Annotated in this window: 23 protein-coding genes and 1 pseudogene; 15 read left to right on the top strand and 9 right to left on the bottom strand. The window is 71.8% G+C overall.

The genetic code is table 11. The features are described 5' to 3' along the window. The first annotated feature begins 5 nt into the window (after positions 1-5). Positions 6-1,181: a sensor histidine kinase gene (locus tag ACN28C_RS18075; RefSeq protein ID WP_422768711.1), complete on the top strand. Its 1,176-nt coding sequence runs from the start codon at positions 6-8 to the stop codon at positions 1,179-1,181. Then, positions 1,178-1,840: a response regulator gene (locus ACN28C_RS18070; RefSeq protein ID WP_422768710.1), complete on the top strand. Its 663-nt coding sequence runs from the start codon at positions 1,178-1,180 to the stop codon at positions 1,838-1,840. The genes ACN28C_RS18075 and ACN28C_RS18070 overlap by 4 nt, the downstream gene beginning before the upstream one ends. A gap of 30 nt (positions 1,841-1,870) precedes the next feature. On the opposite strand, the gene ACN28C_RS18065 is transcribed toward ACN28C_RS18070, so the two are convergent. Beyond that, positions 1,871-2,239, bottom strand: a complete 369-nt coding sequence (locus ACN28C_RS18065; protein ID WP_422768709.1) for a DUF6223 family protein — start codon at positions 2,237-2,239, stop codon at positions 1,871-1,873. Positions 2,240-2,549: 310 nt separating this feature from the next. On the opposite strand from ACN28C_RS18065, the pseudogene ACN28C_RS18060 reads away from it, so the two are divergent. Both ACN28C_RS18060 and ACN28C_RS18055 read left to right on the top strand, forming a co-directional pair. Further along, a pseudogene (locus tag ACN28C_RS18060) lies at positions 2,550-3,377 on the top strand (SIR2 family NAD-dependent protein deacylase). A gap of 113 nt (positions 3,378-3,490) precedes the next feature. Beyond that, positions 3,491-5,149, top strand: a complete 1,659-nt coding sequence (locus ACN28C_RS18055; RefSeq protein WP_422768708.1) for a carboxylesterase/lipase family protein — start codon at positions 3,491-3,493, stop codon at positions 5,147-5,149. Between the two features lie 112 nt (positions 5,150-5,261). Here the strand turns inward: ACN28C_RS18055 and ACN28C_RS18050 are convergent, their stop codons facing one another. Beyond that, positions 5,262-6,422 carry an alkaline phosphatase PhoX gene (locus tag ACN28C_RS18050; RefSeq protein WP_422768707.1) on the bottom strand — a complete coding sequence of 387 codons (1,161 nt, stop codon included), beginning with the start codon at positions 6,420-6,422 and terminating at the stop codon, positions 5,262-5,264. 276 nt (positions 6,423-6,698) lie between these two features. After that, positions 6,699-8,126, bottom strand: coding sequence for an NAD-dependent succinate-semialdehyde dehydrogenase (locus ACN28C_RS18045; RefSeq protein WP_422768706.1), 1,428 nt, complete (start codon positions 8,124-8,126; stop codon positions 6,699-6,701). Between the two features lie 297 nt (positions 8,127-8,423). On the opposite strand from ACN28C_RS18045, the gene ACN28C_RS18040 reads away from it, so the two are divergent. From ACN28C_RS18040 to ACN28C_RS18030, 3 genes are read left to right on the top strand one after another with little or no spacing between them, the layout of a single operon-like run. Continuing rightward, positions 8,424-9,356, top strand: a complete 933-nt coding sequence (locus tag ACN28C_RS18040) for a DUF6282 family protein (protein ID WP_422768705.1) — start codon at positions 8,424-8,426, stop codon at positions 9,354-9,356. Further along, the gene (locus tag ACN28C_RS18035) at positions 9,353-9,925 is read left to right on the top strand and encodes a carboxymuconolactone decarboxylase family protein (RefSeq protein ID WP_422768704.1); all 573 of its coding nucleotides are present in this window, start codon (positions 9,353-9,355) and stop codon (positions 9,923-9,925) included. Before ACN28C_RS18040 ends, ACN28C_RS18035 begins: the two co-directional genes overlap by 4 nt. Beyond that, positions 9,922-10,785 carry an N-acyl homoserine lactonase family protein gene (locus ACN28C_RS18030; protein WP_422768703.1) on the top strand — a complete coding sequence of 288 codons (864 nt, stop codon included), beginning with the start codon at positions 9,922-9,924 and terminating at the stop codon, positions 10,783-10,785. The genes ACN28C_RS18035 and ACN28C_RS18030 overlap by 4 nt, the downstream gene beginning before the upstream one ends. On the opposite strand, the gene ACN28C_RS18025 is transcribed toward ACN28C_RS18030, so the two are convergent. The 3 genes from ACN28C_RS18025 to ACN28C_RS18015 are packed head-to-tail and all read right to left on the bottom strand — an operon-like array spanning position 10,782 to position 13,907. Next, the gene (locus ACN28C_RS18025) at positions 10,782-12,245 is read right to left on the bottom strand and encodes a flavin-containing monooxygenase (protein ID WP_422768702.1); all 1,464 of its coding nucleotides are present in this window, start codon (positions 12,243-12,245) and stop codon (positions 10,782-10,784) included. The two genes, ACN28C_RS18030 and ACN28C_RS18025, sit on opposite strands and share 4 nt — an antisense overlap. After that, positions 12,242-13,153, bottom strand: a complete 912-nt coding sequence (locus tag ACN28C_RS18020) for a hypothetical protein (RefSeq protein WP_422768701.1) — start codon at positions 13,151-13,153, stop codon at positions 12,242-12,244. Before ACN28C_RS18020 ends, ACN28C_RS18025 begins: the two co-directional genes overlap by 4 nt. A 10-nt stretch (positions 13,154-13,163) precedes the next feature. After that, positions 13,164-13,907: an HpcH/HpaI aldolase family protein gene (locus ACN28C_RS18015; protein ID WP_422768700.1), complete on the bottom strand. Its 744-nt coding sequence runs from the start codon at positions 13,905-13,907 to the stop codon at positions 13,164-13,166. Positions 13,908-14,117: 210 nt separating this feature from the next. On the opposite strand from ACN28C_RS18015, the gene ACN28C_RS18010 reads away from it, so the two are divergent. From ACN28C_RS18010 to ACN28C_RS18000, 3 genes are all read left to right on the top strand, one after another. Then, on the top strand, positions 14,118-14,771 hold the full coding sequence (locus tag ACN28C_RS18010; RefSeq protein ID WP_422768699.1) for a GntR family transcriptional regulator: 654 nt from the start codon (positions 14,118-14,120) through the stop codon (positions 14,769-14,771). A gap of 112 nt (positions 14,772-14,883) precedes the next feature. Continuing rightward, positions 14,884-15,312, top strand: a complete 429-nt coding sequence (locus tag ACN28C_RS18005; RefSeq protein ID WP_422768698.1) for a carboxymuconolactone decarboxylase family protein — start codon at positions 14,884-14,886, stop codon at positions 15,310-15,312. Continuing rightward, positions 15,309-16,988 carry a thiamine pyrophosphate-binding protein gene (locus ACN28C_RS18000; protein WP_422768697.1) on the top strand — a complete coding sequence of 560 codons (1,680 nt, stop codon included), beginning with the start codon at positions 15,309-15,311 and terminating at the stop codon, positions 16,986-16,988. The genes ACN28C_RS18005 and ACN28C_RS18000 overlap by 4 nt, the downstream gene beginning before the upstream one ends. 107 nt (positions 16,989-17,095) lie before the next feature. Here the strand turns inward: ACN28C_RS18000 and ACN28C_RS17995 are convergent, their stop codons facing one another. Beyond that, entirely contained in the window at positions 17,096-17,929 is an 834-nt protein-coding gene (locus ACN28C_RS17995) for an SDR family NAD(P)-dependent oxidoreductase (protein WP_422768696.1), read from the bottom strand. 225 nt (positions 17,930-18,154) lie between these two features. On the opposite strand from ACN28C_RS17995, the gene ACN28C_RS17990 reads away from it, so the two are divergent. The 5 genes from ACN28C_RS17990 to ACN28C_RS17970 all read left to right on the top strand — a co-directional run bounded on the left by ACN28C_RS17990 (position 18,155) and on the right by ACN28C_RS17970 (position 24,002). Further along, positions 18,155-18,898 (top strand): IclR family transcriptional regulator, encoded by a 744-nt coding sequence (locus ACN28C_RS17990; RefSeq protein WP_421493705.1) that lies wholly within the window; start codon positions 18,155-18,157, stop codon positions 18,896-18,898. A 121-nt stretch (positions 18,899-19,019) separates the two neighbouring features. Then, complete coding sequence (locus ACN28C_RS17985; protein ID WP_422768695.1) at positions 19,020-20,069, top strand: extracellular solute-binding protein; 1,050 nt, start codon at positions 19,020-19,022, stop codon at positions 20,067-20,069. A 2-nt stretch (positions 20,070-20,071) separates the two neighbouring features. Further along, positions 20,072-21,787, top strand: a complete 1,716-nt coding sequence (locus ACN28C_RS17980; RefSeq protein WP_422768694.1) for an ABC transporter permease subunit — start codon at positions 20,072-20,074, stop codon at positions 21,785-21,787. Beyond that, positions 21,784-22,956 (top strand): ABC transporter ATP-binding protein, encoded by a 1,173-nt coding sequence (locus ACN28C_RS17975; RefSeq protein ID WP_422768693.1) that lies wholly within the window; start codon positions 21,784-21,786, stop codon positions 22,954-22,956. Before ACN28C_RS17980 ends, ACN28C_RS17975 begins: the two co-directional genes overlap by 4 nt. A 104-nt stretch (positions 22,957-23,060) precedes the next feature. Continuing rightward, entirely contained in the window at positions 23,061-24,002 is a 942-nt protein-coding gene (locus tag ACN28C_RS17970) for a DUF6282 family protein (RefSeq protein WP_422768692.1), read from the top strand. A gap of 39 nt (positions 24,003-24,041) precedes the next feature. Here the strand turns inward: ACN28C_RS17970 and ACN28C_RS17965 are convergent, their stop codons facing one another. Beyond that, entirely contained in the window at positions 24,042-24,809 is a 768-nt protein-coding gene (locus ACN28C_RS17965; protein ID WP_422768691.1) for a carboxymuconolactone decarboxylase family protein, read from the bottom strand. Next, positions 24,806-25,675, bottom strand: a complete 870-nt coding sequence (locus ACN28C_RS17960; protein ID WP_422768690.1) for an NAD(P)-dependent oxidoreductase — start codon at positions 25,673-25,675, stop codon at positions 24,806-24,808. The genes ACN28C_RS17965 and ACN28C_RS17960 overlap by 4 nt, the downstream gene beginning before the upstream one ends. Positions 25,676-25,687 lie beyond the last annotated feature (12 nt).

Below are 25,687 nucleotides of genomic sequence, written 5' to 3'. Positions count from 1 at the left end.
CGCCCATGTCGGGGTGGCGACGGCAGCTTCGGCGCACGTTGGGGTGGCGACCGCACCGCCGGGCGACGGACGCGGGGCTGATACTCGCGGTCGGCCTGGTTGCCGTCGCCGGCCTGGTGGTGCAGTCGGACGGCATCGACACCGCCGCCGACCGGGCGGCCCTGCTGGCCGTGCTGGTCTCGGCCGGCGCGCTCGCCCTGCGCCGCCGCCATCCGGTTCCGGTGGGCGTGGTGGCGCTGGCCGCCGTCGGCGCGTACGGGGAGCTGCTGCACCGGCCAGGGCCGATCATGCTGGTCTTCGTCGTCGCTCTCTACACCGTCGTCGACGAGGGACACCTCGCCGTCGCCATCGGACTCGGTTCCGCCTCGGTGGTGGCCTTCGCCGTCGCGGACGGCTACCACAGGACCGAGGGCAGCGCCAACGGGGCGACCCTGCTGCACGCCGGTTGGGTCGTCGCGGTCATCGTCGGCGTGACCCGGAACCGCCGGGCCTATCTCGCCGAGGCGCGGGCCAGGATGCTCGCCGCCGAACGGAGCAGGGAGGACGAGGTCCGACGCCGGTCCACCGAGGAGCGGTTGCGGATCGCCCGCGAGCTGCACGACGTGCTCGGCCACCACCTGTCGCTGATCAACGTGCAGGCCAGTGCCGCCCTGCACCGCCCCGACCCCGACCGGGCCACCGAGGCGCTCACCGCGATCAAACAGGCGAGCAAGGAGATGCTGGGCGAGCTGCGTACGGCGCTCGGCGTACTCCGGCAGGAGGGCGTGGCGGGCCTCGCGCCCGTACCGGGTCTGAACCGCCTCGACGAACTCGTGAGTACGGCCCGGCAATCCGGGTTGGAGATCCGCACCGAGCTGACCGAGACCCGGCCGCTGCCGCCGGAGGTCGACCTGGCGGCCTACCGGATCGTCCAGGAGGCGCTCACCAACGTGACCCGGCACGCCGGCGCGACCACCGCCGTGATCCGGGTCCGGCCGCACCGGAACGACGTCCTGGTGGAGGTCGAGGACGACGGCAGCGGTGAGCCGGCCCCACCCGGCAACGGGATCCTCGGCATGGGCGAGCGGGTCCGGGCGCTGGGCGGGTCGCTGAGCACCGGCCCTGGGCCGGACGGCGGCTTTCGGGTGCACGCCCGCTTCCCGATGCGGCCCGGCGCGGTCGCCACGGCGGCGCCGGCATGATCCGGGTACTGCTCGCCGACGACCAGACACTGGTACGCGCCGGCTTCCGGTCCATCCTGGAGGGCGAGGACGGCATCGAGGTGGTCGGCGAGGCCGCCGACGGGGCCGAGGCGATCCGGCTCGCCAGGCGACTGCGGCCCGACGTCGTCCTCATGGACATCCGGATGCCCGGCCTGGACGGACTGGCCGCCACCGGTGAGATCGCCACGGACCCCGTCGTCCGGGTGATCATCCTGACCACGTTCGACCTGGACGACTATGTCTACGGCGCCCTGCGGGCCGGCGCGAGCGGCTTCCTGGTCAAGGACACCGAGCCGGCGGAGTTGATCCACGGCGTACGGGTGGTGGCGCGCGGCGACGCGCTGATCGCCCCGTCGATCACCCGCCGGCTGATCTCCGAATTCACCGCCCGGGTCGCGCATCCGGACCCGGGGCCGAGGCTCCGTGCCCTCACCGTGCGGGAGCGCGAGGTGATGACACTCGTCGCGGCCGGCCTCTCCAACGACGAGATCGCGGCGCGGCTGGTGTTGAGCCCGGCGACCGCGAAGACGCACGTCAGCCGGATCATGACCAAGACCGGGGTCCGGGACCGGGCCCAGTTGGTGATCCTCGCGTACGAGTCCGGCCTGGCCGTCCCTGGCTGGCTCGCCCGCTCCTGACCACCGGCCAGGTGCCCCGGATCCGCTGGGTCAGCCGGTGTGGCGGGCCCGGAGCAGGGCCAGCCCGCCGAGGAGGACGGCGACGAGCCCCACCGCCAGCGCCACGTAGGCGCCGCCCCGCCCGTTGCCGGTGCCGATCCCACTGTCGGAGGTGGCCACGACCACCGCACCGAGAGCCATGGCGACCAGTCCCGCTCCCGTGGCGACGAGCGCGCCGCGCCGCCCGGTGCCGGTGCCGGTGCCGGTGCGCGTGGCGGGGCGGCGGGCCAGGGCCAACGCCCCGATGATCACGCCGGCCAGCCCGACCAGACCACCGATGCTGGACCCGAGCCGCCCGGCGCTCATGGTGAGGACGCTGGCGGCGACGTCTGCGGCGGCGAACACGTCAAGGAGATACATCTGGGGTTCCCTTCGCACGGTATGACAGGTACCGGCGGCAGCGTATGTAGCGAGCCGGTCACGCGTCGTCATGCCAGGGTTGCCACCGGTTCTACGACTCCGGTTGTGCCCGCCCGGCGCGCCGTACCCCCGCGGTTGTCGGGCGACCTGGTCTGTCTCGCCATGGCCGTCCTCGTGGCCAGGGGCCGCTTCGGCTCCGAGTCCCTCACCGGTTGACCCGCGCGACATGTCCGCCGGCCGGCATCCGCCGGTGCCACGGCGCGATCGTTGCCACCGGGCGGCGGACGTGCGCTGTGGCAGGATCTCGGGGATGGAGGATGTCCTGCCACCCGGCGCGGCCGCACTCCTCGGCCGAGCCCGCCGGGTGGTCGTCTTCACCGGCGCCGGAATATCCGCCGAGAGCGGCGTGCCGACGTTCCGTGACGAGCTCACCGGCCTGTGGGCCCGCTTCGACGCCGCACAGCTCGCCACACCGGAGGCGTTCCACGCCGATCCGGACCTGGTCTGGGGCTGGTACGAGTGGCGGCGTTCCCGGGTGCGCCGGGCCCTACCCAATCCCGGGCATCTCGCCGCGGCCGCCATCGAGGCCCTGGTACCGGGCAGCGTGGTCATCACCCAGAACGTCGACGACCTGCACGAGCGGGCGGGTTCCCGGTCCCCGATCCACCTGCACGGCAGCCTCTTCGCCCCGCGCTGCATCGGGGAGCCGGCCCACCCCGCGACCTTTCCGGAGTAACCCGACGACCTCGACGCCGACCTCGACGCCGACCTCGACGCCGACCTCGGCGAGGGCCTCGGCGAGGGCCGCCGCGTTCCGCCGCCTCGCTGTGCGCGATGTCAGGCGCTGGTCCGCCCCGGCGTGGTCTGGTTCGGGGAGCCGCTGCCCGAGGCGGCGTTGACCGCCGCGATCGAGGCGGCGGCCGACTGCGACGTGCTGCTGACCGTCGGCACCTCCGGGGTGGTCTATCCGGCCGCCGAGCTCCCCCGGATCGCGGCGCACCGGGGAGCGACCGTGCTCCAGGTCAACCCCGAGCCGACCCCGCTCGATCCGGTCTGTGCCGTCAACCTGCGCGGGACCGCCTCCGAGCTGCTTCCGGCTCTGGTCGCCGCCGCCCGGAGCAGCGCCGGGCGCAACTGAGCGGCGGATCCGAGGCGGGTCGCCGCGTACGCCCGCGCCTACGTTCTGCGGCGTAACCGGCGGTACGGCGCCGGCCGGATGTCCGGCGGGCCGGGGCCGGGGATGGTGGCCGGATGAGACATCCATCGACCACTCTGCCCGGTACGCTCGCCACGATCTTCATGCTGTTGTCCGGCTCGTTGCTGCTCTCCGGCTCCGTGCTGCCGTCCGGCTCGGCCGCGGCAGGCACCACCTCCGACGGGGACGGTGACGCCGTCGTCGCGACGGCGGACGGTCCGGTCCGGGGTACGGTCACGGCCGACCACCGCATGTTCCAGGGCATTCCCTACGCCGCACCGCCAACCGGTGGGCTGCGGCTGCGGTCACCGGAACCGGCCGAACCGTGGACCGAGGTCCGGGACGCCACCCGACCCGGGCCCATCTGCACCCAGTCGTACTCGTACCCGCCGGGCAGCCCGCCGGTGGTCGCCGGTGCCGAGGACTGCCTGTACCTGAACGTGCACGTCCCGCGTGGCGTCGCCGGGCCGATGCCCGTGCTGGTCTTCCTGCACGGCGGCAACTCCGGGGCCGGCAGCCGCTACGATCCCCGGCCGGTGACCGGGGCCGGCGGAGTCGTCGTCGTGACGGTCAACTACCGGCTGGGCGCCCTGGGCTTCCTGCGGCACGAGTCGCTGGACGACCCGTACGCCGGGAACTTCGCCCTCGCCGACCAGCAGGCGGCGCTGCGCTGGGTGCGTACCACCATCGGGGCGTTCGGTGGCGACCCGCGCAACGTGACGCTCTGGGGCGAGTCGTACGGCGGCTTCGGTGTCTGCGCCCAGCTTGCCTCCCCGGCGGCGCGGGGACTCTTCGACAAGGCGATCGTGCAGAGTGCGCCGTGCGGCAACGACCTCGTCACCCGGGCGGAGGCCGACCGGCGCGGAGACCGGGCCGTCGAGGCCCTCGGTTGTGCGGATGCCGCCGACGTGGCGGCCTGTCTGCGGCAGGTCCCCGCCGAGCGGGTCGCCACGCTGCCCAACACCGCCACCCACCAGCGGGAGATCGCGGCTGCCATGCCCTGGTTCTACACCGTCGGCACGCCGCCGCTACCCCGGCAGCCGCTCGACGCCGCCCGCGCCGGACGGGTGCACGCCGTGCCGCTGATCCACGGCGGCACCAGGGACGAGATGCGCGGAGTCGTCGCCACCCTGCTCGACATCGCCGAGACGCCGCTGACCGAGCGGCGGTACCGGCAGATCGTGGCCGACCTCTACGGTCGGGACGCCGGTCGGATCCTCGCCCGGTACGCGCCGAACCGGTACGCCACACCCAGCCTCGCCCTCGCGACCCTGCAGACCGACGAGGGCCGGATGGTCGGCACCTGCACCCAGCTCTCCTACAGCGAGGCGCATCGCCGGCTCGCTCCGGTCTACGCCTACGAGTTCGCCGAGGACTCCGGGTGGTCCGTCGGCGATCTGCCGCTCGGCGCCTCCCACGGTGACGACATCCGCTACTTCTTCGACAGCTTCCCGCAGTCGCGGTCGGGCGCTGCGGTCGGAGGCGGAGCACGGCAGCCGGAGTCGCGGCACGTGTCGGGCCCGGCAGGTCGGGAGGAACTCGCCGCGGCCCTGATCGAGCGGTGGACGGGCTTCGCCCGGACCGGCCGCCCCACGCCCGACTGGCCACCGTACCGGGCCGGCACCGCCCTCTCGCTCTCCGGCGAGCGGATCACGCCGGTGGACGTCGACCGCGAGCACCGGTGCGGGTTCTGGCACACCGTCCCGGCGCGCTGACCCGTGTGCTCGGTGCCCGCTGGGCTCCGCCGCTGGTCGCGGTAGCAGGACCCGGCGCCGTCGGGCCGCCCGCCGCCAGGGGCGGGCGGCCCGGGTGCGGCAACCGGCCGGCTCAGGTGCGGAACGGTCCGGTGACGCAGTAGGTGATGCCGCCGGAGGAGGAGCCCGAGGTGCCGCGCTGGGACGAGAAGTACAGCCGGTTACCGGCCGGGGTGAAGGCGGGCCCGCAGATCTCCGACGAGCCCTGGCCGGTGATCCGCAGGAACACCGAGATCTTGTCGTCCGGCGTGATCATGCAGATCTCCATGTTCCCGCCGTCCTCGGCGACGTAGAGATCCCCGAAGCTGGAACCGGTGATGTTGTCGACGCCGGTCAGCGGCGCCGAGCCGGTGCTGACCAGGTTGTCGTCGTAGGCCAGCTCGTAGGTGCTGTTGCCGAGGTTGAGCTGCCAGACGCGGTTGTCGCCCTTCGTGGTGAACCACACGGTGTTGTTGGAGTAGTGGCACCCCTCGCCGCCGTTGAACGACTTGGCGCCGGAGACCTGCGACCGGGTCGCGGTCGGCGAGCCGTCCGGGTCGGGCACGGCGGCCCAACTGAACGAGCCGGAGGTGCCGCTGCCGGCGACCAGCACCTCCAACCTGCCGCTGGAGAGGTTGCCCCAGGTGTCCGGGATGAACCGGTAGAACTTCCCGTTGCTCTCGTCCTCGGTGAGGTAGATGACCCGGCGGTCCGGGTCGGCGGCGGCGGCCTCGTGCTTGAACCGGCCCATCGCCGGGCGAACCACGGCGGTGCCGCCGAGCGGGTACGTCTCCCACACCCGGCCGAGGCTGACCTCCTCGCAGGAGAGCCAGGTGTTCCACGGCGTCTTGCCGCCCGCACAGTTGTTGTTGGTGCCGGAGAGGATCCGGGACGCGCCGACCACCGCTCCGCTGGAGTTGAAGAGGATCCGGGACGCACCGCCGCCGGAGCCGGAGCTGGTCTCGGAGTTCGACACGTAGATCCACCCGCTGCCGTTGGCGAACACCGCCCCGCCGTCGGGCGCGTTGTGCCAGGTGTAGGAGGTGCCGGGCACGACCTGACCGGAACGGGCGACGATCTGGCTGGTGAAGCCGGCGGGGAGCTGGATGCCGTGGCTGTTGGCCGACTGCAGCGGACCGTACGGGCCGGCTGCCGGCTGCGCCGGCGCCGCGTACGCCGCCGACCAGGTGGTGAACGGCAGCGCCACCGCACCGGCTCCGAGCACCGTGGCGCGGAGCATGTTGCGTCGATCCATTGTGGACCTCTCCTTCTGGGCAGGTCCGACGAACGTAACGACATGTGCTGTCGCACAGCCGGTACGTAAGTGAACGGATGTCATCAAGGGATCGACGTTCTTTTGCCGCGAGAAATTACCGGCGGGCGTGCATCGTTCGGGCGGGTCCCGACCGCTTCATCCCCGTCGGGAGGAGCGACCCGGGGAAACCGGCGTGGAACGGTCCCCCGCAGCCGGTCGTGGAGCCGGCCGGCATGCTCGCGCACGGGCCGGTCGGTGGTGTCGGACGACGTGTCGTCAGGCGGTCAGCGCGATGTACTTCTCCTCCAGGAATTCGAGAATCCCCTCGGAACCACCCTCCCGGCCGAGGCCGCTCTGCTTGACCCCGCCGAACGGCGCGGCCGGGTCGCTGACCGCGCCCCGGTTGACGGCGACCATCCCCACCTCCAAGCGGCGGGCGACGGCAACGGCCTCCCGCTCCTCGCCGAAAACGTACGCCATCAGGCCGTAGATGGTGTCGTTCGCCATCCGCACCGCGTCGTCCACGTCGTCGAAGCGGACTACCGCCGTGACCGGCCCGAAGATCTCGGTGGTGGTGATCGTGGAGCCGTGCTCGACGCCGGTGAGCAGGGTCGCGTCGTAGAAGGCGCCGTCGGTCGAGACGTGCCCGCCGCGCCGCAGCGTCGCCCCCTCCGCCACGGCCGTCTCGACCAGTGCCGCCACCTTGTCGCGCTCCGGCACCGAGACGAGGGCGCCGAGGTCGTTCGCGCGGTCCCGCCCGGGGCCGACCGCCAGCCCGGCGAGGGCGGCATCCATCCGCGCGACGAACTCGTCGTGCAACGAGCTGTGCACGTAGAAGCGGTTTGCGGCGGTGCAGGCCGAGCCGCCGTTACGCATCTTGGCCAGCAACGCGCCGGCCACCGTGGCGTCCAGGTCCGCGCCGGGCAGCACGATGAGCGGGGCGTTGCCGCCGAGCTCCATGGAGGTGCTGACCACGCTCTCGGCGCAGGCGTGCAGGAGCTGCCGGCCGACCTCGGTGGAGCCGGTGAAGGAGAGCTTCCGGACCTCCGGGCGGTCGATCATCCGCTGCACCAGCGGGCCGGTCGGGACCGGAGTCACCAGGTTCACCACCCCTCGGGGTACGCCGACCCGGCGCAGCACCTCGACGATGTAGGCGGCGGTGAGCGGGGTTTCGCGGGCGGGCTTGAGGATCGTCGTGCAGCCGGCGGCCAGTGCCGGGGCGAGCTTGCGGGTCGCCATCGCGGCGGGGAAGTTCCACGGTGTGATGAGCAGCGACACCCCGATCGGCTGCCGGTCGACCAGGATCCGCTTGTCCCCGGCCGGAGAGAGCCGGTACTCCCCCGGCACCCGCACCGCCTCCTCGGCGAACCAGCGGAAGAACTCCTTCGCGTAGTTCGCCTCGGCCACCGCGTCCGGCCAGGCCTTGCCGTTCTCCCGCACCATTAGGTCGGCAAGGGTCTCGACCTCGGCCGTGAGGATCTCGTAGGCGGCGCGGAGCAGTTCGCCGCGTTCGCGCGGGGCGGTGGCCGCCCACTCCGGCTGGGCGGCCGCCGCCGCGTCGACCGCGGCCATGCAGTCGCGCTCCTCCGCGACGGCGAAGCGGGCGATGGTGGAGAGGTCGGCCGGGTCGACGACGTCGAAGCGCCGGTCGTCCTGACCCGGCCGCCATGTGCCGTCGATGAAGAGGTCGGTGTACAGGGTCACGGGAGGCTCCGATCCGTCAGTGCGTGGTCATGGGTGCGGGGTCCGGCTCAGGCGAGGAATCCGCCGTCCACCGGCAGGGCGACCCCGCTGACGTGGCTGGCGCGCACTCGCACCGACGGCGAGGGATGACGAGGACGACCTTGCCGGCCATGATCCAGGCATGGGGCTCCCTCCCGGGCACGTGCCGCGGTTACCCAGTTGGCAGCGGTGCGACAGGACCGCGAAGCCGATCAGATGTTTGAGCCGATAGTCATACCATCATACAATCACTCGAACTCCTAGCCGGACGAGGTGTCGATGACCGATCCGCAACACGACCTGGTGGCCGCCCAACCGGACGCATTCGACCGCCTGCTGCGCGGCGCCGTCGACGTGCACGTGCACGGCCAGCCGGACCTGTCGGCGGGGCTGCGAAACCGTGGCGACGACCTCGCGGTCGCCCGGCTGGCGCAGGCATACGGCATCTCGGGCTGGGTCCTCAAGTCCCACCTCTGGGCCACCACCGATCGCGCCCGCTCGCTGCGACAGGCGATGGCCGGGACCGGGTTCACGGTGCACGGCAGCATCACCCTGAACCCGCCGGTCGGTGGCCTGGAGCCCAGCGTCGTCGAACTCGCCGCCGCGCACGGTGCCCGGGTGGTCTTCCTGCCGACCTGGGGCGGTGCCGCCGACCTCGGTCGCGGCGGATACATCAGCACGCTGCTCGGACGCGTCTCGCCCTCCTTCGCCGAATACCATGCCCGGACGGCGATCACCCTCTGCGACCCGGGCGGCACCCTCTCCGTCCGGACGCGAGCCGTCGTCGACGCCTGTCACGCGCTCGGCCTCGCGCTGGCCACCGGACACGCCTCGGTCGAGGAGAGCCTCACGGTCGCCGCGTACTGCGCCGAGATCGGGCAGCGGCTGCTCGTCACCCACCCGCTGCACTACACGACGGATCCGGCGCTGCTGCGCGAGTTCGCCGCGACCGGCGCGTACCTCGAATTCTGCAACGCCCCGCTGGTGCACCCGGACGGGCACCTGACCCTCCGGGACGTGGATCGGGCGCTGCACGCCGTCGGGCCGGAGCGGGCGATCCTCAGCACGGACGTCTTCTCCCGCTGGGTGCCGCCCGAGCCGGAGTGCCTGCGCATGTTCGTCGAGCAGTTGGCCTATCTCGGCTGGACCGCCGAGCAGATCGGCACGATGGTGACCACCAACCCCCGCGCGTTCCTGGGAGACGAGACATGAGAGTCGACGACGTCGATCCGGCGGAGATGAACCCCGCCCAGCTGGCCCTCTACGAGCACTACACCACCGGGCAGCGGGTGGCGCCGGAGAGCCCCTTCTCGCTCGTCGACCCGGACGGCCGGCTCCAGGGCCCACCGGCGGTCTGGATCCTCAGCCCGACCTTCGGGCACGCGCTGCAACAGATCGGCGCCGCCGTCCGGTTCGGTTCCCGGCTGCCCGCCCGGGCCCGCGAGATCGCCATCCTGCTCGTCGGCCACCAGCACCGCAGCGAGTTCGAGCTCTACGCGCACACCCGCGCCGGGCGGGCCGCCGGCCTCACCGAGGCCGACCTCGCGGCCCTGGCCGGCGGGCGAGAGCCGGCAGGGCTTTCCGAGGTGGAGACCTGCGTCCTCCGGACCACCCGGGCGGTCCTCGCCCGGGGCACCCTGGACGAGCAGGAGTTCCGCGAGGCGGTCGGCCGGCTCGGCGAGCCGGGGCTGCTCGAACTGGTCACCATCGTCGGCTACTACAACATGGTGGCCTGGCAGCTCGCCGTCTTCGACGTCCAACCGCCGGGTGCCGGCTCGTGAACTGGTCGATCTGGATCCTCGAGTACGGCTACGTCGCGCGCTTCCCGGCCAGCAACCTCTTCGCCGCGCAGCCGAACGAGGGTCACCGGCGGATGCCGTACTGCTTCGGCCTGCTGCGTTCGGCGGACCGGTGCGTCCTGGTCGACACCGGCTTCGCCGACAAGGCGATCCACGACCGGCTCACCGCCAAGTACGGCGAGACCAGCTGGCGCGACCCGGTCGACGTGCTCGCCCGGGTCGGGGTACGGCCCGAGGAGGTCGACACCGTCCTGCTGACCCACAACCACTTCGACCACGCCGGCCGCGTCGACGCGTTCGGCGCGGCGCACGTGCACATCCAGCGGCGGGAGATCGAGAGCTACCTCGCCGCCGCCGCCCGGCCCGCCCGGTTCGAGTTCCTCACCCGCTCCTGCCAGGCGGACCTGCCACAACTGCTGGCGACCCGCCCGGCGACGCTCGTCGACGGGGCGGCCCAGGTAGCCGACGGTGTCGAGCTGCGGCCGGCGCACGACACCCACACCGCCGGCTCGCAACTGGTCGCGGTGACGAACGACGCGGACGGCACCTGGGTCTTCGCCGGGGACAACGTCTACAGCTACGAGAACCTGGAGGGCATCCGCGGCGACGGCGTGCTCGCCCCGATCTCGTTGACCACCGGCAGCGCCGCCGCCTGGCTCGACTTCGCCGACGAGCTGCTGGCCGGCGTCGGCGGGGACACCCGGCGGATCCTGCCGTTCCACGAGTCGGCCGTCTGGGACCGCTTCCCATCGGCGGTCTTCGACGACGGCCTGCACGTCGCGGAGGTGTCGCTGGCTGGCGGGCACCCCAGCGTGGTGAACGCCGGCCGGCGGGCGCCCTAGCGCGGTGTCCGCAGGCCCAGCCGGGCGAGGAGCCGGGTGGCGATGGCGTAGCTGAGGTGGCCGCCCGGCCACTGCGTCACGTTGTGCCCGGCCGGGTCGTGGTAGTAGTTGTGGCAGCCGGAGTTCATCGCCGAGGCGTGGCTGGACATCCGCCGGTCGATCCAGGCGAGGAAGCGGCGCATCACGTCGGGCGAGGTGTCGACACGGCGCCGCCGGCTGCGCTCCAGCCGCCGCACGGTCCGCACCATGACCTCGGCCTGCCGTTCGAGCTGGGCGATGATCGAGACCCCGCCGTTGGTGTTCGGCCCGTAGAGGATGAAAAAGTTGGGAAAGCCCGGCACCGTGATGCCCAGGAAGGCGGAGGCGCGCTCCCGCCAGGCGTCGTGGATACTGCGCCCCTCGCGGCCCTTGACGTCGAGGCTTGCCAGGAACTTCGTCGGTTGGAAGCCGGTGCTGAGGACCAGTACGTCGACGTCCCGGGCGGTGCCGGTCGTGTCGACGACCCCGGTCGGGGTCACCCGGCTTACCGCGTGCGGCACCAGTTCGACGTTGTCGCGGTTGAGCGAGGGATAGAAGGTGGAGGAGATGACCGGCCGCTTGCAGCCCCAGGGATAGTCCGGGGTCACCGCGGCCCGGGTCACCGGGTCCGCGATGGTGTCGGCGATGAACCGCTCGCAGACCGCACGCATCCGCCGCTGCCGGCGGGAGCCGACGTCGTAGCCCTTGAACCGCCGGTTTCCCTGGTGGAATATCCAGGCCCGGTGCAGCCGCTGGGCCAGCGGCACGTGGCGATAGACCCATCGCTCGCGCGGGCTGTACTCCCGCTCGTTCTTCGGTTCGATCCAGCCGGGCTCGCGCTGGAAGACGTAGACCTGCCGTGCGGTGGGCGCGATCGCCGGGACGATCTGCACGGCGGTCGAGCCGGTGCCGACCACCGCGACGGACTTGCCGGTGAGGTCGTGCTCCTCCCAGCGCGAGGTGTGGAAGCAGGGGCCGGTGAAGGTCTCCAGCCCCGGCCACTCGGGATAGCGCGGCACGTTGAGCAGGCCCAGCGCGGAGACGACGACATCGAACTCCTCGCTCTCGCCGTGCTCGGTCCGCAGCCGGTAGGAGTTGGTGGACTCCTCCCAGACCAGGTCGGTGACCCGGGTGTTCAGCCGCAGGTGCGGGGCGAGCCCGAAGCGCTGCACCACGTGCTCGGCGTACGCGAGCAGTTCGGGCTGGGTGGCGTGGCTGCGCGGCCAGTCGTACCTGAGGAAGGAGAAGGAGTACGCGTGCGACGGAACGTCGACCTCGCACCCGGGGTACCGGTTGTCGAACCAGGTGCCGCCGACCCCGGCGGACTGCTCGAAGATGACGAAGGTGGCCGAGGTGTGCCTGCGGAGCTTGACCGCGGCGGCGATGCCGCCCAGCCCGGCGCCGATGATGGCCACCCGGATCGGCTCGCGCCCGCCCGTCATCGGCTCTCCGGCGCCGGGTAGTCGTCGGCGTTGAAGACCCAGCCCTCCATCGCCGAGAAGTCGGCGCGCGGCGGGCTGAAGACGTCGATCAGGTGGTTGGTCTCCGGGCCGACGGCCTCGCTGGTGTGCAGCGAGGGCGGCGGGATCACGGTGACCGCCGGGGCGAACACCCGCTCGTGTTCGTCCTCCCGCCAGTTGGCCTTGTTGGTGGTCCACGGCCACCTGATGTGGTGCAGGTACTCCCCCGCCAGCACGATCGAGCACTGCTCGAAGTCGTCGTGCTTGTGCGGCGAGAGCTTCGACGGGTCGCGCGGCCCCTGCTTCGGATCGATAAAGTTGACCATGAACGTGGTGCAGCGGTAGAGCCGGAACGGCGGGTTCGCCAGCGGCGGCACGGTCAGGTCGTAGCTGCGGACCCGGTAACCGCCGACCGGCTCGGGCCAGGGCTGGAACGGGGGGATGTTCTCGTGCGGCTCGGCGTAGGAGTCGGCGTTGGCGGCGAGCGCGGCGACGTCGTCCGACCGGGTGGTCAGCAGCCGCAGCACCCGGCCCTGCCCGGTGACCGTCACGGTGCTGTCACCGGGCGGCACCACCAGCATGGTGCGGCCGGTCACCGAGACCTCCTCGCCGGGCGCCCGGACGGTCGCGCCGAGGCCGTCGTCGGCGAGCAGCACCACGTACTCGTCCGGCTGGGCGGTGCGGGTGAAGGTGGCGGTGCCGTCGAGTTCGGAGTAGCCGACGACGAAGTTCTGGCCGCGCGCGTACCAGGTGGAGATCTCGTCGGTCTTCTCCACCGGGGGCAGGTCGCCGAACCTCACGTGCTCGGAGCCGGAGAACCGCTCGGGCGCGGTGGCCGTCGCGGTGCTCGACGGCAGGGTGGAGCGCAGGTCGCTGTTGTCGTAGGCCATGGGGCCTCCCTCAGGCGAATCGGCTGCGGAGGTCGGCGACGGCGGACGCCGCGGCACTCCTCAGCAGGCTGGTGTCGTTGCTGACCATCACGTACCGGAAGCCGCGCTCGGCGGCCGCGTGTGCCTGGGCGGCGGTCTGCACGGCGGTGCCGGCCGGCACCCCGCGCTGCTGCGCGGCGGCGAGCAGCCGGTCGACCAGTTTCTGGATCTCGGGGTCCGACTGCGGCAGGCCGGAGGAGAGTTGCAGGTCACCCATGCCGAGGAAGACGCCGTTGAGCCCGGCCACGTCGAGAATCTCGTCGACCGCCTCGATCGCGGCCCGCTCCTCGAGCTGGACCGCGCGCATCACCTCCTCGTTGCCGAAGCGCAGGTACTCCTCCCGGGGCGTGCCGCCCCACCGGCCGGCCCGGGAGGTGGTGCCGAGCCCCCGGTCGCCGCCGGGGGCGAAGAGCATCTGCCGGACCGCCGCCCCGGCCTCCGCCACGGAGGTGACCCGGGGCACCAGGATCCCGTCCACCCCGACGTCGAGCAGCCGCTGCAGGTGGCTGCCGCTGCGGTCGGGGACGCGGACCAGGACCGACATGCCGGCGCCCTGCGCCACCACCGTCGCCTGGTAGGCGAACTCGAGGGTGAGTGGCGCGTGTTCCTGGTCGATCACGATGAAGTCGAACCCGGCGTCGGCCAGGATCTCGATCGGCTCGAGTGCCGGAATCTTGACCCAGGTGCCGACCATGCAGCGGTCGGCGCTGGCCAACCGACGAGCGAAACCCAACCGCGCCATAACGCTCCTCACAAGGGTTTTTGGGTTTCGAGAATGTAGCATCGTCATACGATCTGAGACAACGGTACGCCGTCGCGGACGCCTCTGCCCCACGGGCCTGCCCCGTGGGTACGATGTCAGGCACGACGTGCCGGACGAGCGTGGCCAGGGAGGGCGACGGTGACCCGAGCCAATACCTTGCGCGTGGAACGCACCCCGGCGCTCATCCGCTCGCAGGTCCTGGAAAACCTGCGCCAGGCGATCCTCGACCGCCGGCTCGCGCCGGGGCAGCGCCTGATCGAGCGTGAGCTGGTGGAACTCACCGGTGTCTCCCGCACCAGCGTCCGTGAGGCGCTGCGCGAGCTGGCCGCCGAGGGGCTGGTCACCGCGATCCCCAACAAGGGCACGATCGTCACGAGCGTCAGCGCCGAGGAGGCGCGCCAGCTCTACCAGGTGCGCTCGGTGTTGGAGGCACTTGCCGGCCGGCTCTTCGTCGAGCACGCCAGCGCCGCCCAGCGCAGGGCACTGGTCCGCGCGCTGGACCGGGTCGACCGGCTGGCGGCGTCGGGAGCGCCGATCCTGACCGCGAAGGACGCCTTCTACGACGTGCTCTTCGAGGGCGGCGGCAACCTCGCGCTGCGCTCGGTGGTCGGCAGCCTGCACGCGCGGGTGAGCGTGCTGCGGTCGCTGTCGCTCTCGGTGCCGGGCCGGCTCGAACACAGCGTCGCCGAGCTGCACGCGATCGTCGACGCGGTGGTGGCCGGCGACGCCGACGCCGCCGCGGCGGCCTGCGCCCGACACGTCGAGGAGGCCGGCCGCGCCGGGCTCGCCGCTCTCTCCGAGCAGGACGGCGGCTAGCCGCCACCCCCGGTTTCCCTGGTCGTCGACTTCCACCGCTTCCGCCCGCACCGCAAAATTGTATGATGGTCGTACGCTTTGCCTCCTCATCGACCTCAGACAGGAGCGGTACATGACCTCTGACCAGAGCCGGCTCGAACGCGGCAACCAGGTCCGGCGTGAGGTGCTCGGCGACGCCCACGTGGACCGGTCGATGAAGCAGGCCACCGACTTCACCCGGCTGGTGCAGGAGTACGTGACGGCGAGCTGCTGGGGCGATGTCTGGTCCCGTCCCGGGCTCGACCGGCGCACCCGCAGCCTGCTCAACCTCGCGATGCTGACCGCGCTGAACCGTCCGCACGAGTTCTCGGTGCACGTCCGGGGCGCGCTGCGCAACGGCTGCACCGAGGCGGAGATCCAGGAGGTGCTGCTGCAGACCGCCGCGTACTGCGGCGCACCCGCCGCCCTCGAGTCGTTCCGGCTGGCCGCGCGGGTCCTCGACGAGGTGCGGCAGGAGTCGGCCGCCGCCGACGGCGCGCCGGTCGGGATCACGGCCGGGTGACCCGGCGGACCGCAGCCCGGGTCGTCGCCGACATGCTCGACGGCTACGGGGTGACACACGTCTTCTCGGTACCCGCGATCCTCCGCCGCACCATGGCCGAGCTGGAGCTGCACCACCCGCACATCGCCCGGGTGGTGACGCACGGCGAGAAGTCCGCCGCCTACATGGCCGACGGCTACGCCCGGGTCTCGCAGCGTCCCGGCGTCGTCGCGGCGCAGGTGGTCGGGGCGTTGAACCTCGCCGCCGGCCTGCGCGAGCCCTTCCTGGCCGGATCCCCGGTGGTCGCCCTGACCGGCGGCCGGTCGCCGGCGACCAAGTTCCGCCGGGTCTACCAGGAGATCGACGACCTGCCCGCGTTCGAGCCGGTCACGAAGTTCAACGGCACGATCGACGACGCCGACCGCTTCCCCGACATGCTCCGACACGCGTTCCGGGTGGCCACCACCGGCGCACCCGGGCCGGTCCACCTCCAGGTGCAGGGCAACGAGGGGCAGCTCGACACGGCGGAAACCGACGCCGAGCCGATCGTGGAGCCGCAGTTCGCCCGGGTGCCGCCGATACGCCCGGCCCCCGACGACGATGCCGTGACGGCGGTGCTGCGGCTGCTCGCCGAGGCGCGCCGCCCGGTCCTGGTGGCCGGCGGCGGGGTGCGCTCCTCCCGGGCCGGCGCCGAACTGGTGGCACTGGCCGAGGCGCTGCGCATCCCGGTGGCGACCTCCGCGAACGGCAAGGACACCATTCCGGGCACCCACCCGCTTTCGGCAGGGGTCGTCGGGACGTACTCGCGGGAGTGCGCCAACCGGGTGGTCGCCCGCGCCGACCTGGTCTGCTTCGTCGGCACCGGGACCGGGAGCATGACCACGCACTTCTGGGCCGTGCCTCCCATCGGCACCCCGGCGGTCCAGATCGACCTGGAGCCGTCGCAGCTCGGCCGCAACTACCCGCTGCGCGCCTCCGTGGCCGCCGACGCGCGGGCCGCGCTCGGCCGGATGCTGGCCCTGGCCGACCGGCAGCCGCAGCCGGACCGCACGGCGTGGCTGGCCGAGGTGGACCGACTGAAGGCGGAGTGGCGGGACCGCTACCGCGAGGTGCTGACCAGCGACGCCGTGCCGGTCCGGCCGGAGCGCATCTGCGCCGAGCTGACCGCCGGGCTGCCCGGCGACGCCGTCCTGGTGGTCGACACCGGTCACGCCGGGATGTGGATGGCCCAGTTCCACGACACCACCTCGGCGGAGCAGGGCTACCTGCGCAGCGCCGGCCATCTGGGCTGGGCATTCTCCGCAGGGGTGGGTGCGAAGTGCGCCGCGCCCGATCGGCCGGTGGTGGTCTTCACCGGCGACGCCGGCCTCTACTACCACCTCGGCGAGATCGAGACCGCGGTCCGGCGGAGGGTCAACCTGGTCACCGTGGTGAACAACAACCATGGCGGCAACCAGAGCAGGCGCGGCTTCGACCGGGCGTACGGCGGTCAGGCGACCGAGCAGGCCCGGGAGCTGTGGACGTACCACGACGTCGACTTCGCCCGGATCGCCGAGCAGATGGGTGCGCTCGGTATCCGGGTGGACCGGCCGGGCGACCTGGCGGGCGCCCTCGACCGGGCGCTGCACGCCGGGCGTCCGGTGGTGGTCGACGTGCACACCGACATCGCCGTGGCCGCGCCGCTGCCGGTCGGCTGAGCCGCGACCGCGCCGGCCGCAGTGTTCTCCGGCCGCAGTGTTCTCCGGCCGCAGTGTTCTCCGGCCGCAGTGTTCTCCGGCCGGAGATCGCTGGTCGGCAATTGCTGTCAGGCGTCGCCGTAGAGCGAGCGGTCGTAGGCGGCGAAGTCCCAGGCGCCCGCGCCGCCGGAGGGCCGGACGGTGCTCACGATGCTCGCGCCGCCGTCGACCGAGACCACCTCACCGGTCATGTAGCCGGCGTCGTCGCTGAGCAGGAAGGCCACCACGCCGGCGATCTCGTCGCCGGTGCCGGCCCGGCGCAGCGGAGTGCTGCTGGCTCGCCGGGACATGTCGTCCCGGCCGCCGGCCACCTCCGGCGTCGCGGCGAAGAGATCGGTGGGGACGATGCCCGGCGCGACCGCGTTCACGCGTACTCCGAGTGGGCCGCCGTACATGGCCGCGCCGCGCAGGATGCCGAGCACGGCGTGCTTGGACGTCTGGTACGCCAACAGGTCCGCGCTGCCCCGCAGGCTGCCGATGGAGCCGGTGAGCACGACGCTCCCGCCACCGCCCTGTGCGGCGAACCGGCGGAAGGCCGCCCGGACACCGAGGAAGACGCCGCGGACGTTCACCGCCATAACCCGGTCGAACTCGGCCACGGTCAGCTCGGGCAGCGTGGCGAACGAGCCGGGTATGCCGGCGTTGAGGTGGTGCAGGTCGAGCCGGCCGAACCGGTCGGCGGCGGCCCGCACGTACGCCGCCACGCCCTCCTCGGTCGAGACGTCGGCGACCACCCAGCTCCCCTCGGTGGCAAGCGACTCCGCGACCTTGCGCGCGCCGGCCTCGTCGGTGTCGACCGCGACGACGTGTGCGCCCTCCTCGGCGAGGCGGCGCGCGGTGGCCGCGCCGATGCCGCCGGCCGCGCCGGTGACCACCGCGACCTTCCCGGCAAGTCCGCGCATGTCGACCTCCGATTCATCCTCATAGATTGTCTGCCAATCATACAATCATGCCACGCGTGGGCACAGTCGCGCATCCCCCCGGATTTAACTTCCGGGAAGTAGGGCGGAAATCTCTCTGGGCTCTTGACATGCGTCGGGAGGGGTTACCAAGATTCGTCGGTACCGGATAGCCGGATGGATGCCCCGCAATGCGGGACAAGACCGGGCGAGCGAAGGAGGTACGGCATGGAGATCGCCAGCGGAGACCTCCAGGTCGTCGCGCGGGTCGCCCAACTGCTCCGGCTGCTCACGGCCAACGACACCATCGACCTGGTGTCCGCCGCCGAGGAGCTGGGCGTCGGCAAGTCCACCGCCCACCGTTACCTGGCGTCGATGGAGAACCACGGTCTCCTGCAACGCCGCGACCGCAACCGTTACGAGTTCGGCGTCCTCCTCGCCGAGTTGGGCACGATGGCCCTGTCCCGGCTCGGCGTGGTCGACCTGGCCGGTCCGGTGATGGAGGACATCAGCGCGCACGTCCGGCACACGGTCGTGCTCAGCGTCTGGAACGGCACCTGCCCCGTGGTGGCGAAGGTGCGGGAGGACAGCAGCCGTACGGCACACGTCTCGATCGCGGTCGGCAGCCAGCTCGGGCCGAACGCGGCCCAGACCGTGGTCTTCTGGGCCTTCCGGGAGCAGTCGTACTACCGGTTCCGCCGGGGGACGCCGCCAGTGAACGCGACCGAGGCGGAGCTGGCGGAGGTCCGGCGGACCGGCATCGCGGTCCGGAAGAGTCCCCGGGACGGCGTCAGCGCGGTGGCGACCCCGGTGCGGGGTCCGGGCGGCCAGGTCGTGGCGACGCTGGCCGTGGTCGACATCGCGCAGTTCGTGCCCGAGGAGACCGACAGTCCGGTGGCGCGCGCCCTGTTGGCAGGCGCCGTGACGATCAGTCGGCGGATGGTGAATCCGCTCGACGGCGGGGCCGACTGACCCCGGAGCACTCCGGCGGGGGCCGGGGCAGGTAGGCGGGACGAAGCGACCGGAGTCGACGTCCCCGATGGACATCGTTGGGTGGACAGCGGACGACGCTTAACTAGAAAAGGCGATAAATATGAAGAAATCCCTATTCTTCACTACGATAGCGGTCGGTGCCCTGCTGGTCTCGGGTTGCGGGGTGGGCGGTGGTTCCGGCGACTCGGGCACGAAGAGCCTGACCTGGGCCAGCACCGGCGGCCAGTTCCAGGAGGACGAGAAGAAGGCCCTGCAGGAGCCCTTCACCGCCAAGACCGGTACGACGTTCACCAACGTCAGCCCGGCCGAACAGGCACAGGTGCGCGCGATGGTGAGCTCCGGCAAGACCATCTGGGATCTGGCGAACATGAGCTGGATCTACGCCGGAGCCTACTGCGGCGAGCTGTTCGAGAAGCTGGACGACCCGGCCCTCGACCGCAGCAAGTTCCCCGAGGGGACCACCGGCGACTGCTTCGTCCCCACCTACCGATACGCCAACATCTTCAGCTACAACGCCGACATGTACCCCGGCGAGAAGCCGACGAAAATCGAGGACTTCTTCGACGTACAGCGCTTCCCGGGCAAGCGGGTCGTCTACGACTACCCCAAGGCCGGCCTGATGGAGGCCGCGCTGGTCGCCGACGGCGTGCCGGCGGAGCAGGTCTACCCGATCGACGTCGACCGGGCCCTCAAGAAGATCGACACGATCAAGAGCTCACTGGTCTTCGCCCCCAGCTACGGCGCCATCCAGCAGATGCTGGTGGACAAGCAGGCCAGCATGGTCCTGACGGTGACCGCCCGGACCATCGTCTCGGCGCAGAGCGGTGCCAATCTCGTGCCGGTCTGGGACTTCAACACCACCGACATCGGCGCGCTGGTGATCCCGAAGGGCACCCCGAACAAGCAGCTCGCCCAGGAGATGCTCGCCTTCGTCACCGAGCCCGAGCAGGCCGTCGCCTACGCCAAGCTGACCGGCACGGCGCCGGCCCGGCCCGACGTCGACCTCGACTCGGTCGGCTACACCGAGCAGCAGAAGAAGTTCAACGCCTTCCTGCCGGACCGGGGCACCACCGTCGAGCAGGACAAGCAGTGGTGGATCGACAACACCGACGCGCTGGTCAAGCGGTGGACCAGCTGGAAGGTCGGCTGAGCATGTCGGCTCCGACAGCCACGGCCGGGGCGCCCGTCGGGCGCCCCGGCCCGGCGGCCTGGCTCGGCCGGGCGCACGCCACCGGATGGCTGCTGCTCCTGCCGTCGCTGGTCGCCCTGGCGCTCCTCTTCGTGCTGCCCCTGGCGAACGTCGTCCTGGACAGCTTCACCGAGCCGAGTCTCGGGCTGGGCAACTACGCCTCGCTCTTCACCGACGGCTACACCCTGCGGGTACTCGGCAGGACCCTGCTCGTCGCGCTGGTGGTCGCCGTCGTCGGGGTGCTGCTGGCCTACCCGTACGCGTACGCGATGACCCTGGTCGGGCCGACCATGCGGGCCGTACTGGTGACAGTCGTGCTCGTCCCGTTCTGGACGAGCATGCTGGCCCGCAACTTCGCCTGGCTGGTCCTGATGCAGGACGGAGGCGCGATCGCGCAGCTCCTGCGCCCGTTCGGGCTCGGCGACGTCGCCCTGCTCGGCACCTCGCTGGCGGTCGGCATCTCGATGACCCAGGTGCTGCTCCCCTTCCTCGTGCTGCCGATGTACAGCGCGATGGAGCAGATCGACGGGCGGCTGGTGGCGGCCGGGCAGAGCCTCGGCGCGCCCCGGGCCCGTGCCTTCCGCCGGGTCTACCTGCCGCTCTCCACCCCGGGCGTCGTCGCCGGGATGTCCCTGGTCTTCGTGCTGGCGCTGGGCTTCTACGTCACGCCGGCCCTGCTCGGCTCCACCCGCAGCGCGATGATCGCCCAGGTGATCAACGTGCGTACCAAGGAACTGCTCGACTTCGGCGGGGCCGGCGCGATGGGCATCTTCCTGCTCGCCGTCGTGCTCGTCGTGCTCGGGCTCAGCCGCCGGCTGGCCGGGCAGAACGTCGCGACGGTCGCGGGCGTCGGCCACTCGACCCGGCACCGCGCGGGTGGGGAGCGCTCCTCCGAGGTACGCCCCTGGCTCCGGGTGCACACCACGATCGTCGCGATCATCCTGGTCGCGCCGACGCTCGTGGTCATCCCGATGAGCTTCTCCTCGGCGGAAACCTTCCGGTTCCCGCCCGACGGCTGGTCGTGGCGCTGGTACCAGCAGCTCTTCACCTCGCCGGAGTGGAGCGCCGCGATCCTCAACAGCCTCCAGGTCGGCATCTACACCGCGATCTTCGCCACCGTGCTCGGCACCACCGCGGCGTTCGGCCTGACCCGGCTCGGCCCGCGCTGGCGGGGCGTACTCAACGGCTTCCTGCTCTCGCCGATCATCGTCCCGCACATCCTCGTCGCCCTGGTGGTCTTCTCCGCGTTCCTGCGGCTGGGCCTGAACGGCACGCTCATCGGGATCATCCTGGCGCACACCGCGATGGCGCTGCCCTTCGTGGTGATCGCGGTGACCGCGCGGTTGCAGGGGATGGACCACCGGCTCAGCGGCGTGGCGGCGAGCCTCGGCGCGGGCCCGGTCTCGGCGTTCCGGCGGGTGACCTTCCCGCTCGTCCTGCCCGGCATCCTCTCCGGCGCCGTCCTCGCCTTCGTGACGTCGCTGGACGAGGTGGTCATCGCCCTGTTCCTGCAGGCACCCGGGGCGGTCACGCTCCCGGTCCAGATGTTCAACAGCGTCACCGTCCAGATCGACCCGACGATCTCCGCCGCGTCGAGCCTGATGGTCGTCCTGGTCAGTGTCCCCATCCTGCTCGCCCAGGTCGTCGGTGCGCGACGCGGAAGGAAAGGTAACCGGTGAGATCTCCGATCAAGCAGCAGACGTCGGGCCCGCCGACGAGCACGACCGCCCCGCCGGCACCGGCGGCACCGGCGAGTTCGGTGACGCCGCCGATCGGCGCCAGCGGCGGCCGGGTCGAGCTGGTGGACCTCTGCAAGCGGTACGGGGCCGGGGAGCGGCCCGCCGTGGACCACGTCGACCTCGACATCGAGCCGGGCGAGTTCATCACCCTGCTCGGACCGAGCGGCTCCGGCAAGACCACCACGCTCAACATGATCGTCGGCTTCACCGAGCCGACCTCGGGCCGGATCGTGCTCAACGGCCGCGACATCACCCGGATGCCGGCGCACAAACGCAACTTCGGCATGGTCTTCCAGAACTACGCCCTCTTCCCCCACCTCACGGTGGCGCAGAACGTGGCCTTCCCGCTGCGGGAGCGGAAGGTGCCCGCCGCCGAGACGGCCCGGCTGGTCGGCGGGGCGCTGGAGCTGGTCGACCTGGCCGGCATGGAGAACCGCCGCCCGCACGAGCTCTCCGGTGGGCAGCAGCAGCGGGTCGCGCTGGCCCGGGCCGTGGTCTTCTCCCCCAGCGTGCTGCTGCTCGACGAGCCGCTCAGCGCGCTGGACCGCAAGCTCCGGCAGTCGCTGCAGCGCGAGATCAAGCGGCTGCACGACGAGCTGGGGCTCACCTTCGTCTTCGTCACCCACGACCAGGACGAGGCGATGACGCTCTCGGACCGGATCGCCATCTTCGACCACGGCCGGATCGTCGCGCTCGGCACCCCGGCCGACCTCTACCACCGGCCCACCACGCAGTTCGTCGCGCGGTTCCTCGGCGAGTCCACCGTCTTCGCCGGCCGCCACCGTTCGGCGGACGTGTACGAGTGGCACGACCGCAAGTGGGCCGTCGAGGAGCAGGGCCAGGGTGGTGAGGAGCGGGCGCTGGTCGTACGCCCGGAACGCATGCGGCTCGCCCCCGACGAGGAGTCGGTGCCGTCCGGCAGCAACGCCGCACCGGCGACCGTCACCGACGTCTCCTTCTACGGCACCTACTACCGGATCGAGCTCGCCTTCGGCGACGGCTCGGTCGGCTGTGCGGCGCTTCCCGTCGGCGCGCCGGCGACGGTCGAGCCGGGTGCCGGGGTGGTCGCCCACTGGCGCCCCGCGGACCAGGTGCTGGTCTCCGAGTGACGTCCGACCGTTCTCCGAGTGAAGTCCGACCGTTCTCCGAATCAACTCCGACCGTCGGGTGAGACTCCGACCGTCGACCAGAGTCCGACCGTAAGGAAGCACAGATGATCTCAGTCGACTACCCGTTCGACCCCGACGCCGACGCCGACCGGAAGGTGCCGGACGAGGAGGCGGACGCCCTCCTCGTCGGTGCGGTCGACCTGCACCAGCACCCCGGCCCGAGCCCGTTCCCCCGGCGGATGAGCATCCTCGACGCGGCGCGCGACGCCGCCGCTGCGGGGTTCCGGGCGATCGTCGCCAAGTCGCACCACCACAGCATGGTCACCGACATCCTGGCGCTGCGCACGGCGGGCCTGGCGGAGCTGTCGACCGAGGTGTACGGCGGGATCGCGCTCAACCGGACCGTCGGCGGGCTCAACCCGTACGCGGTCGAGCTGGCGCTGCGGATGGGCGGCCGGATGGTGTGGTTCCCCACCCTCTCCTCCGCCGCGCATGTCCGGCACCACGAAGACCACGACACCGGATTTCCCACGCCAGAGGTGGAGCTGCGCCCCAACGAGATCATCTCGATCCTCGACGAACGGGGTGCGGTGCTGCCGGAGGTCCGGGACATCCTCTCGGTGATCGCCGCCGAGGACGCCGTGCTGACCTGCGGTCACCTGGGCGTCGAGGAGTCGCAGCGGTTGATCGACGCCGCGCTGGAGGCGGGTGTCCGGCGGATCGTGGTCAACCACCCCTGCTTCGTCGTCGGCGCCTCGGTGGACCAGGCGGTGGCCTGGGCGCGGCAGGGCGTACACATCGAGCACTGCATCGTCATGTACTTCGGCCGGCCGGAACGCCGGCGGGACCTCGACGAGCTCCTGACCTTCGTCAAGGAGGTGGGTGTCGGGCAGACGGTCCTCTCCTCCGACTCGGGGCAGAAGAACAACCCGCTGCCGGTGACCCTCTACCGCCGGGCCGTCCGTGGCCTGCTGGACGCCGGCGTCGCCGAGTCGGACATCCGGCAACTGGTCGGCACCAACGCGGGACAGCTGCTGCTGGGCTGAGCCCGGCGGCGCGCACCGTCGGGTGCGCGCCGCCGGAGGTCACTCCCCGGTCGTCCCGATCCGCGCCATCTCCTCGAGCAGGATCGGGGCGGCCGCGGTCACGCCGTGGATGCCGAGCACCGAGGCGATCTCCATGACCTCCAGGATCTCCTGCGGGGTGGCGCCGTAGCCGATCGCGTTCTCGATGTGCAGCTTGAGGCCCTTGACGTAGAGGTGCGTGGCCGCCGTGTCGAAGGCGATGTAGATGAACTCCTTGACCTTCGGCTCCAGGGTGCCGGAGCGCCAGGGCACCGAGGAGAACTCCGTGTACGCGGCGAACATCTCCGGGTCCAGCTCCAGCATCTCGTCCCAGAAGGCGTGCCAGTAGCCGCGCGTCCTGGTGAACTCGGCCTTGAGCCGCTCCTGTTCCCCGGTCAGCGGGGCCGGCCCGGTGCGCAGCCCCTTCTCCCGGAGCACCTCCACCAGGATCGGCACCCCGATGTTCATCGCGTGGATGCCGAGCGTCGCGGAGAGTTCGAGCACCTCCATGATCTCCTGCGGGGTGGCGCCGAGTTTGAGGGCGGCCCGGATGTGCTGGCGTACTCCCGGCAGGTACATGTGGGTGGCGTTGGCGTCGATCGCGATGTAGACGAACTCCTTGACCTTGTCGTCGAGGTGGTTCTTGCGCCACGGCACGGCCGAGAAGTCCAGGTACGCCTGAAGGAACTCGGGATCGAGCCGGAGTACGCCCTCCCAGGTGTCGCTCCACGTGCCACGGACCCGGATGAACTCCTGCTTGATCTCTTCCTGCCGTGGGGTGAGGCTCATCGTGCGGGGTCCTTTCGCAACCAGTTGACGATCTCGGTGTGGTCCGCGGTGGCGTCGAGGGCCTCCGCCGCCCGCGCCCAGAGTTCGGCCGCCGCGTGCCCGAGCGGATCGGGGGTGCCCACCTGGTCGGCGAGCCCGGTGGCGATGCGCATGTCCTTGAGCATCAGACGCAGCCCGAAGCCCGAGTCGTAGCTGCCGGGCAGGATGAAGGTGGGCCACTTGTTCTCGGTCGACCCGCTCCGGCCGCTGGACCGGTTGAAGATCGAAAGCATCGTCTCCGGGTCGAGGCCGAACCGCTCCCCCGCGAGGATCGCCTCGCAGGTGACCAGCAGGTGGGTGGCGGAGAGCAGGTTGTTCAGCGCCTTGACCGCGTGCCCGCTGCCGACCGCGCCGGCCCGGGTGGCTGTGCCGAGGTGGGCCAGGATCGGCGCGACCCGATCGAGGTCGGCGGGCTCACCGCCGGTCATGATGGTCAGCTCGCCGCTCCGCGCCCGGGAGACGCCGCCGGAGACCGGGGCGTCCACCAGGGTGACGCCCCGCTCCGCCAGCTCGGCGGCGAGCGCCCGGGTGCGCATCGGCTCCGACGAGCTCATGTCGACGACGGTCGCCCCCGGCTCCGCCACGAAGCCGCCGTCGTGCAGGGTGGCATCGACGACGTCGGAGTTGGGCAGCATCAGCACGATCACCGAGGCACCCCGGACAGCGCCGGCCAGATCCGGGGCGGCCGTCCCACCGGCGCCGGCAAGCGCCTGCCGGGCCGGCTCCGCCGGGTCGAAGCCCCGCACCTGGTAGCCGGCCCGGACCAGCCGGGCCGACATCGGGCCGCCCATGTTGCCGAGCCCGACGAACGCGACCGTCTCGGTCATCTCTCCCGTCCT

The organism is Plantactinospora sp. WMMC1484 (assembly GCF_049315195.1).
Lineage (GTDB): Bacteria > Actinomycetota > Actinomycetes > Mycobacteriales > Micromonosporaceae > Plantactinospora.
The sequence above is the reverse complement of the archived record's forward strand: the minus strand, read 5'-3'. Positions and strand labels throughout refer to the sequence as shown.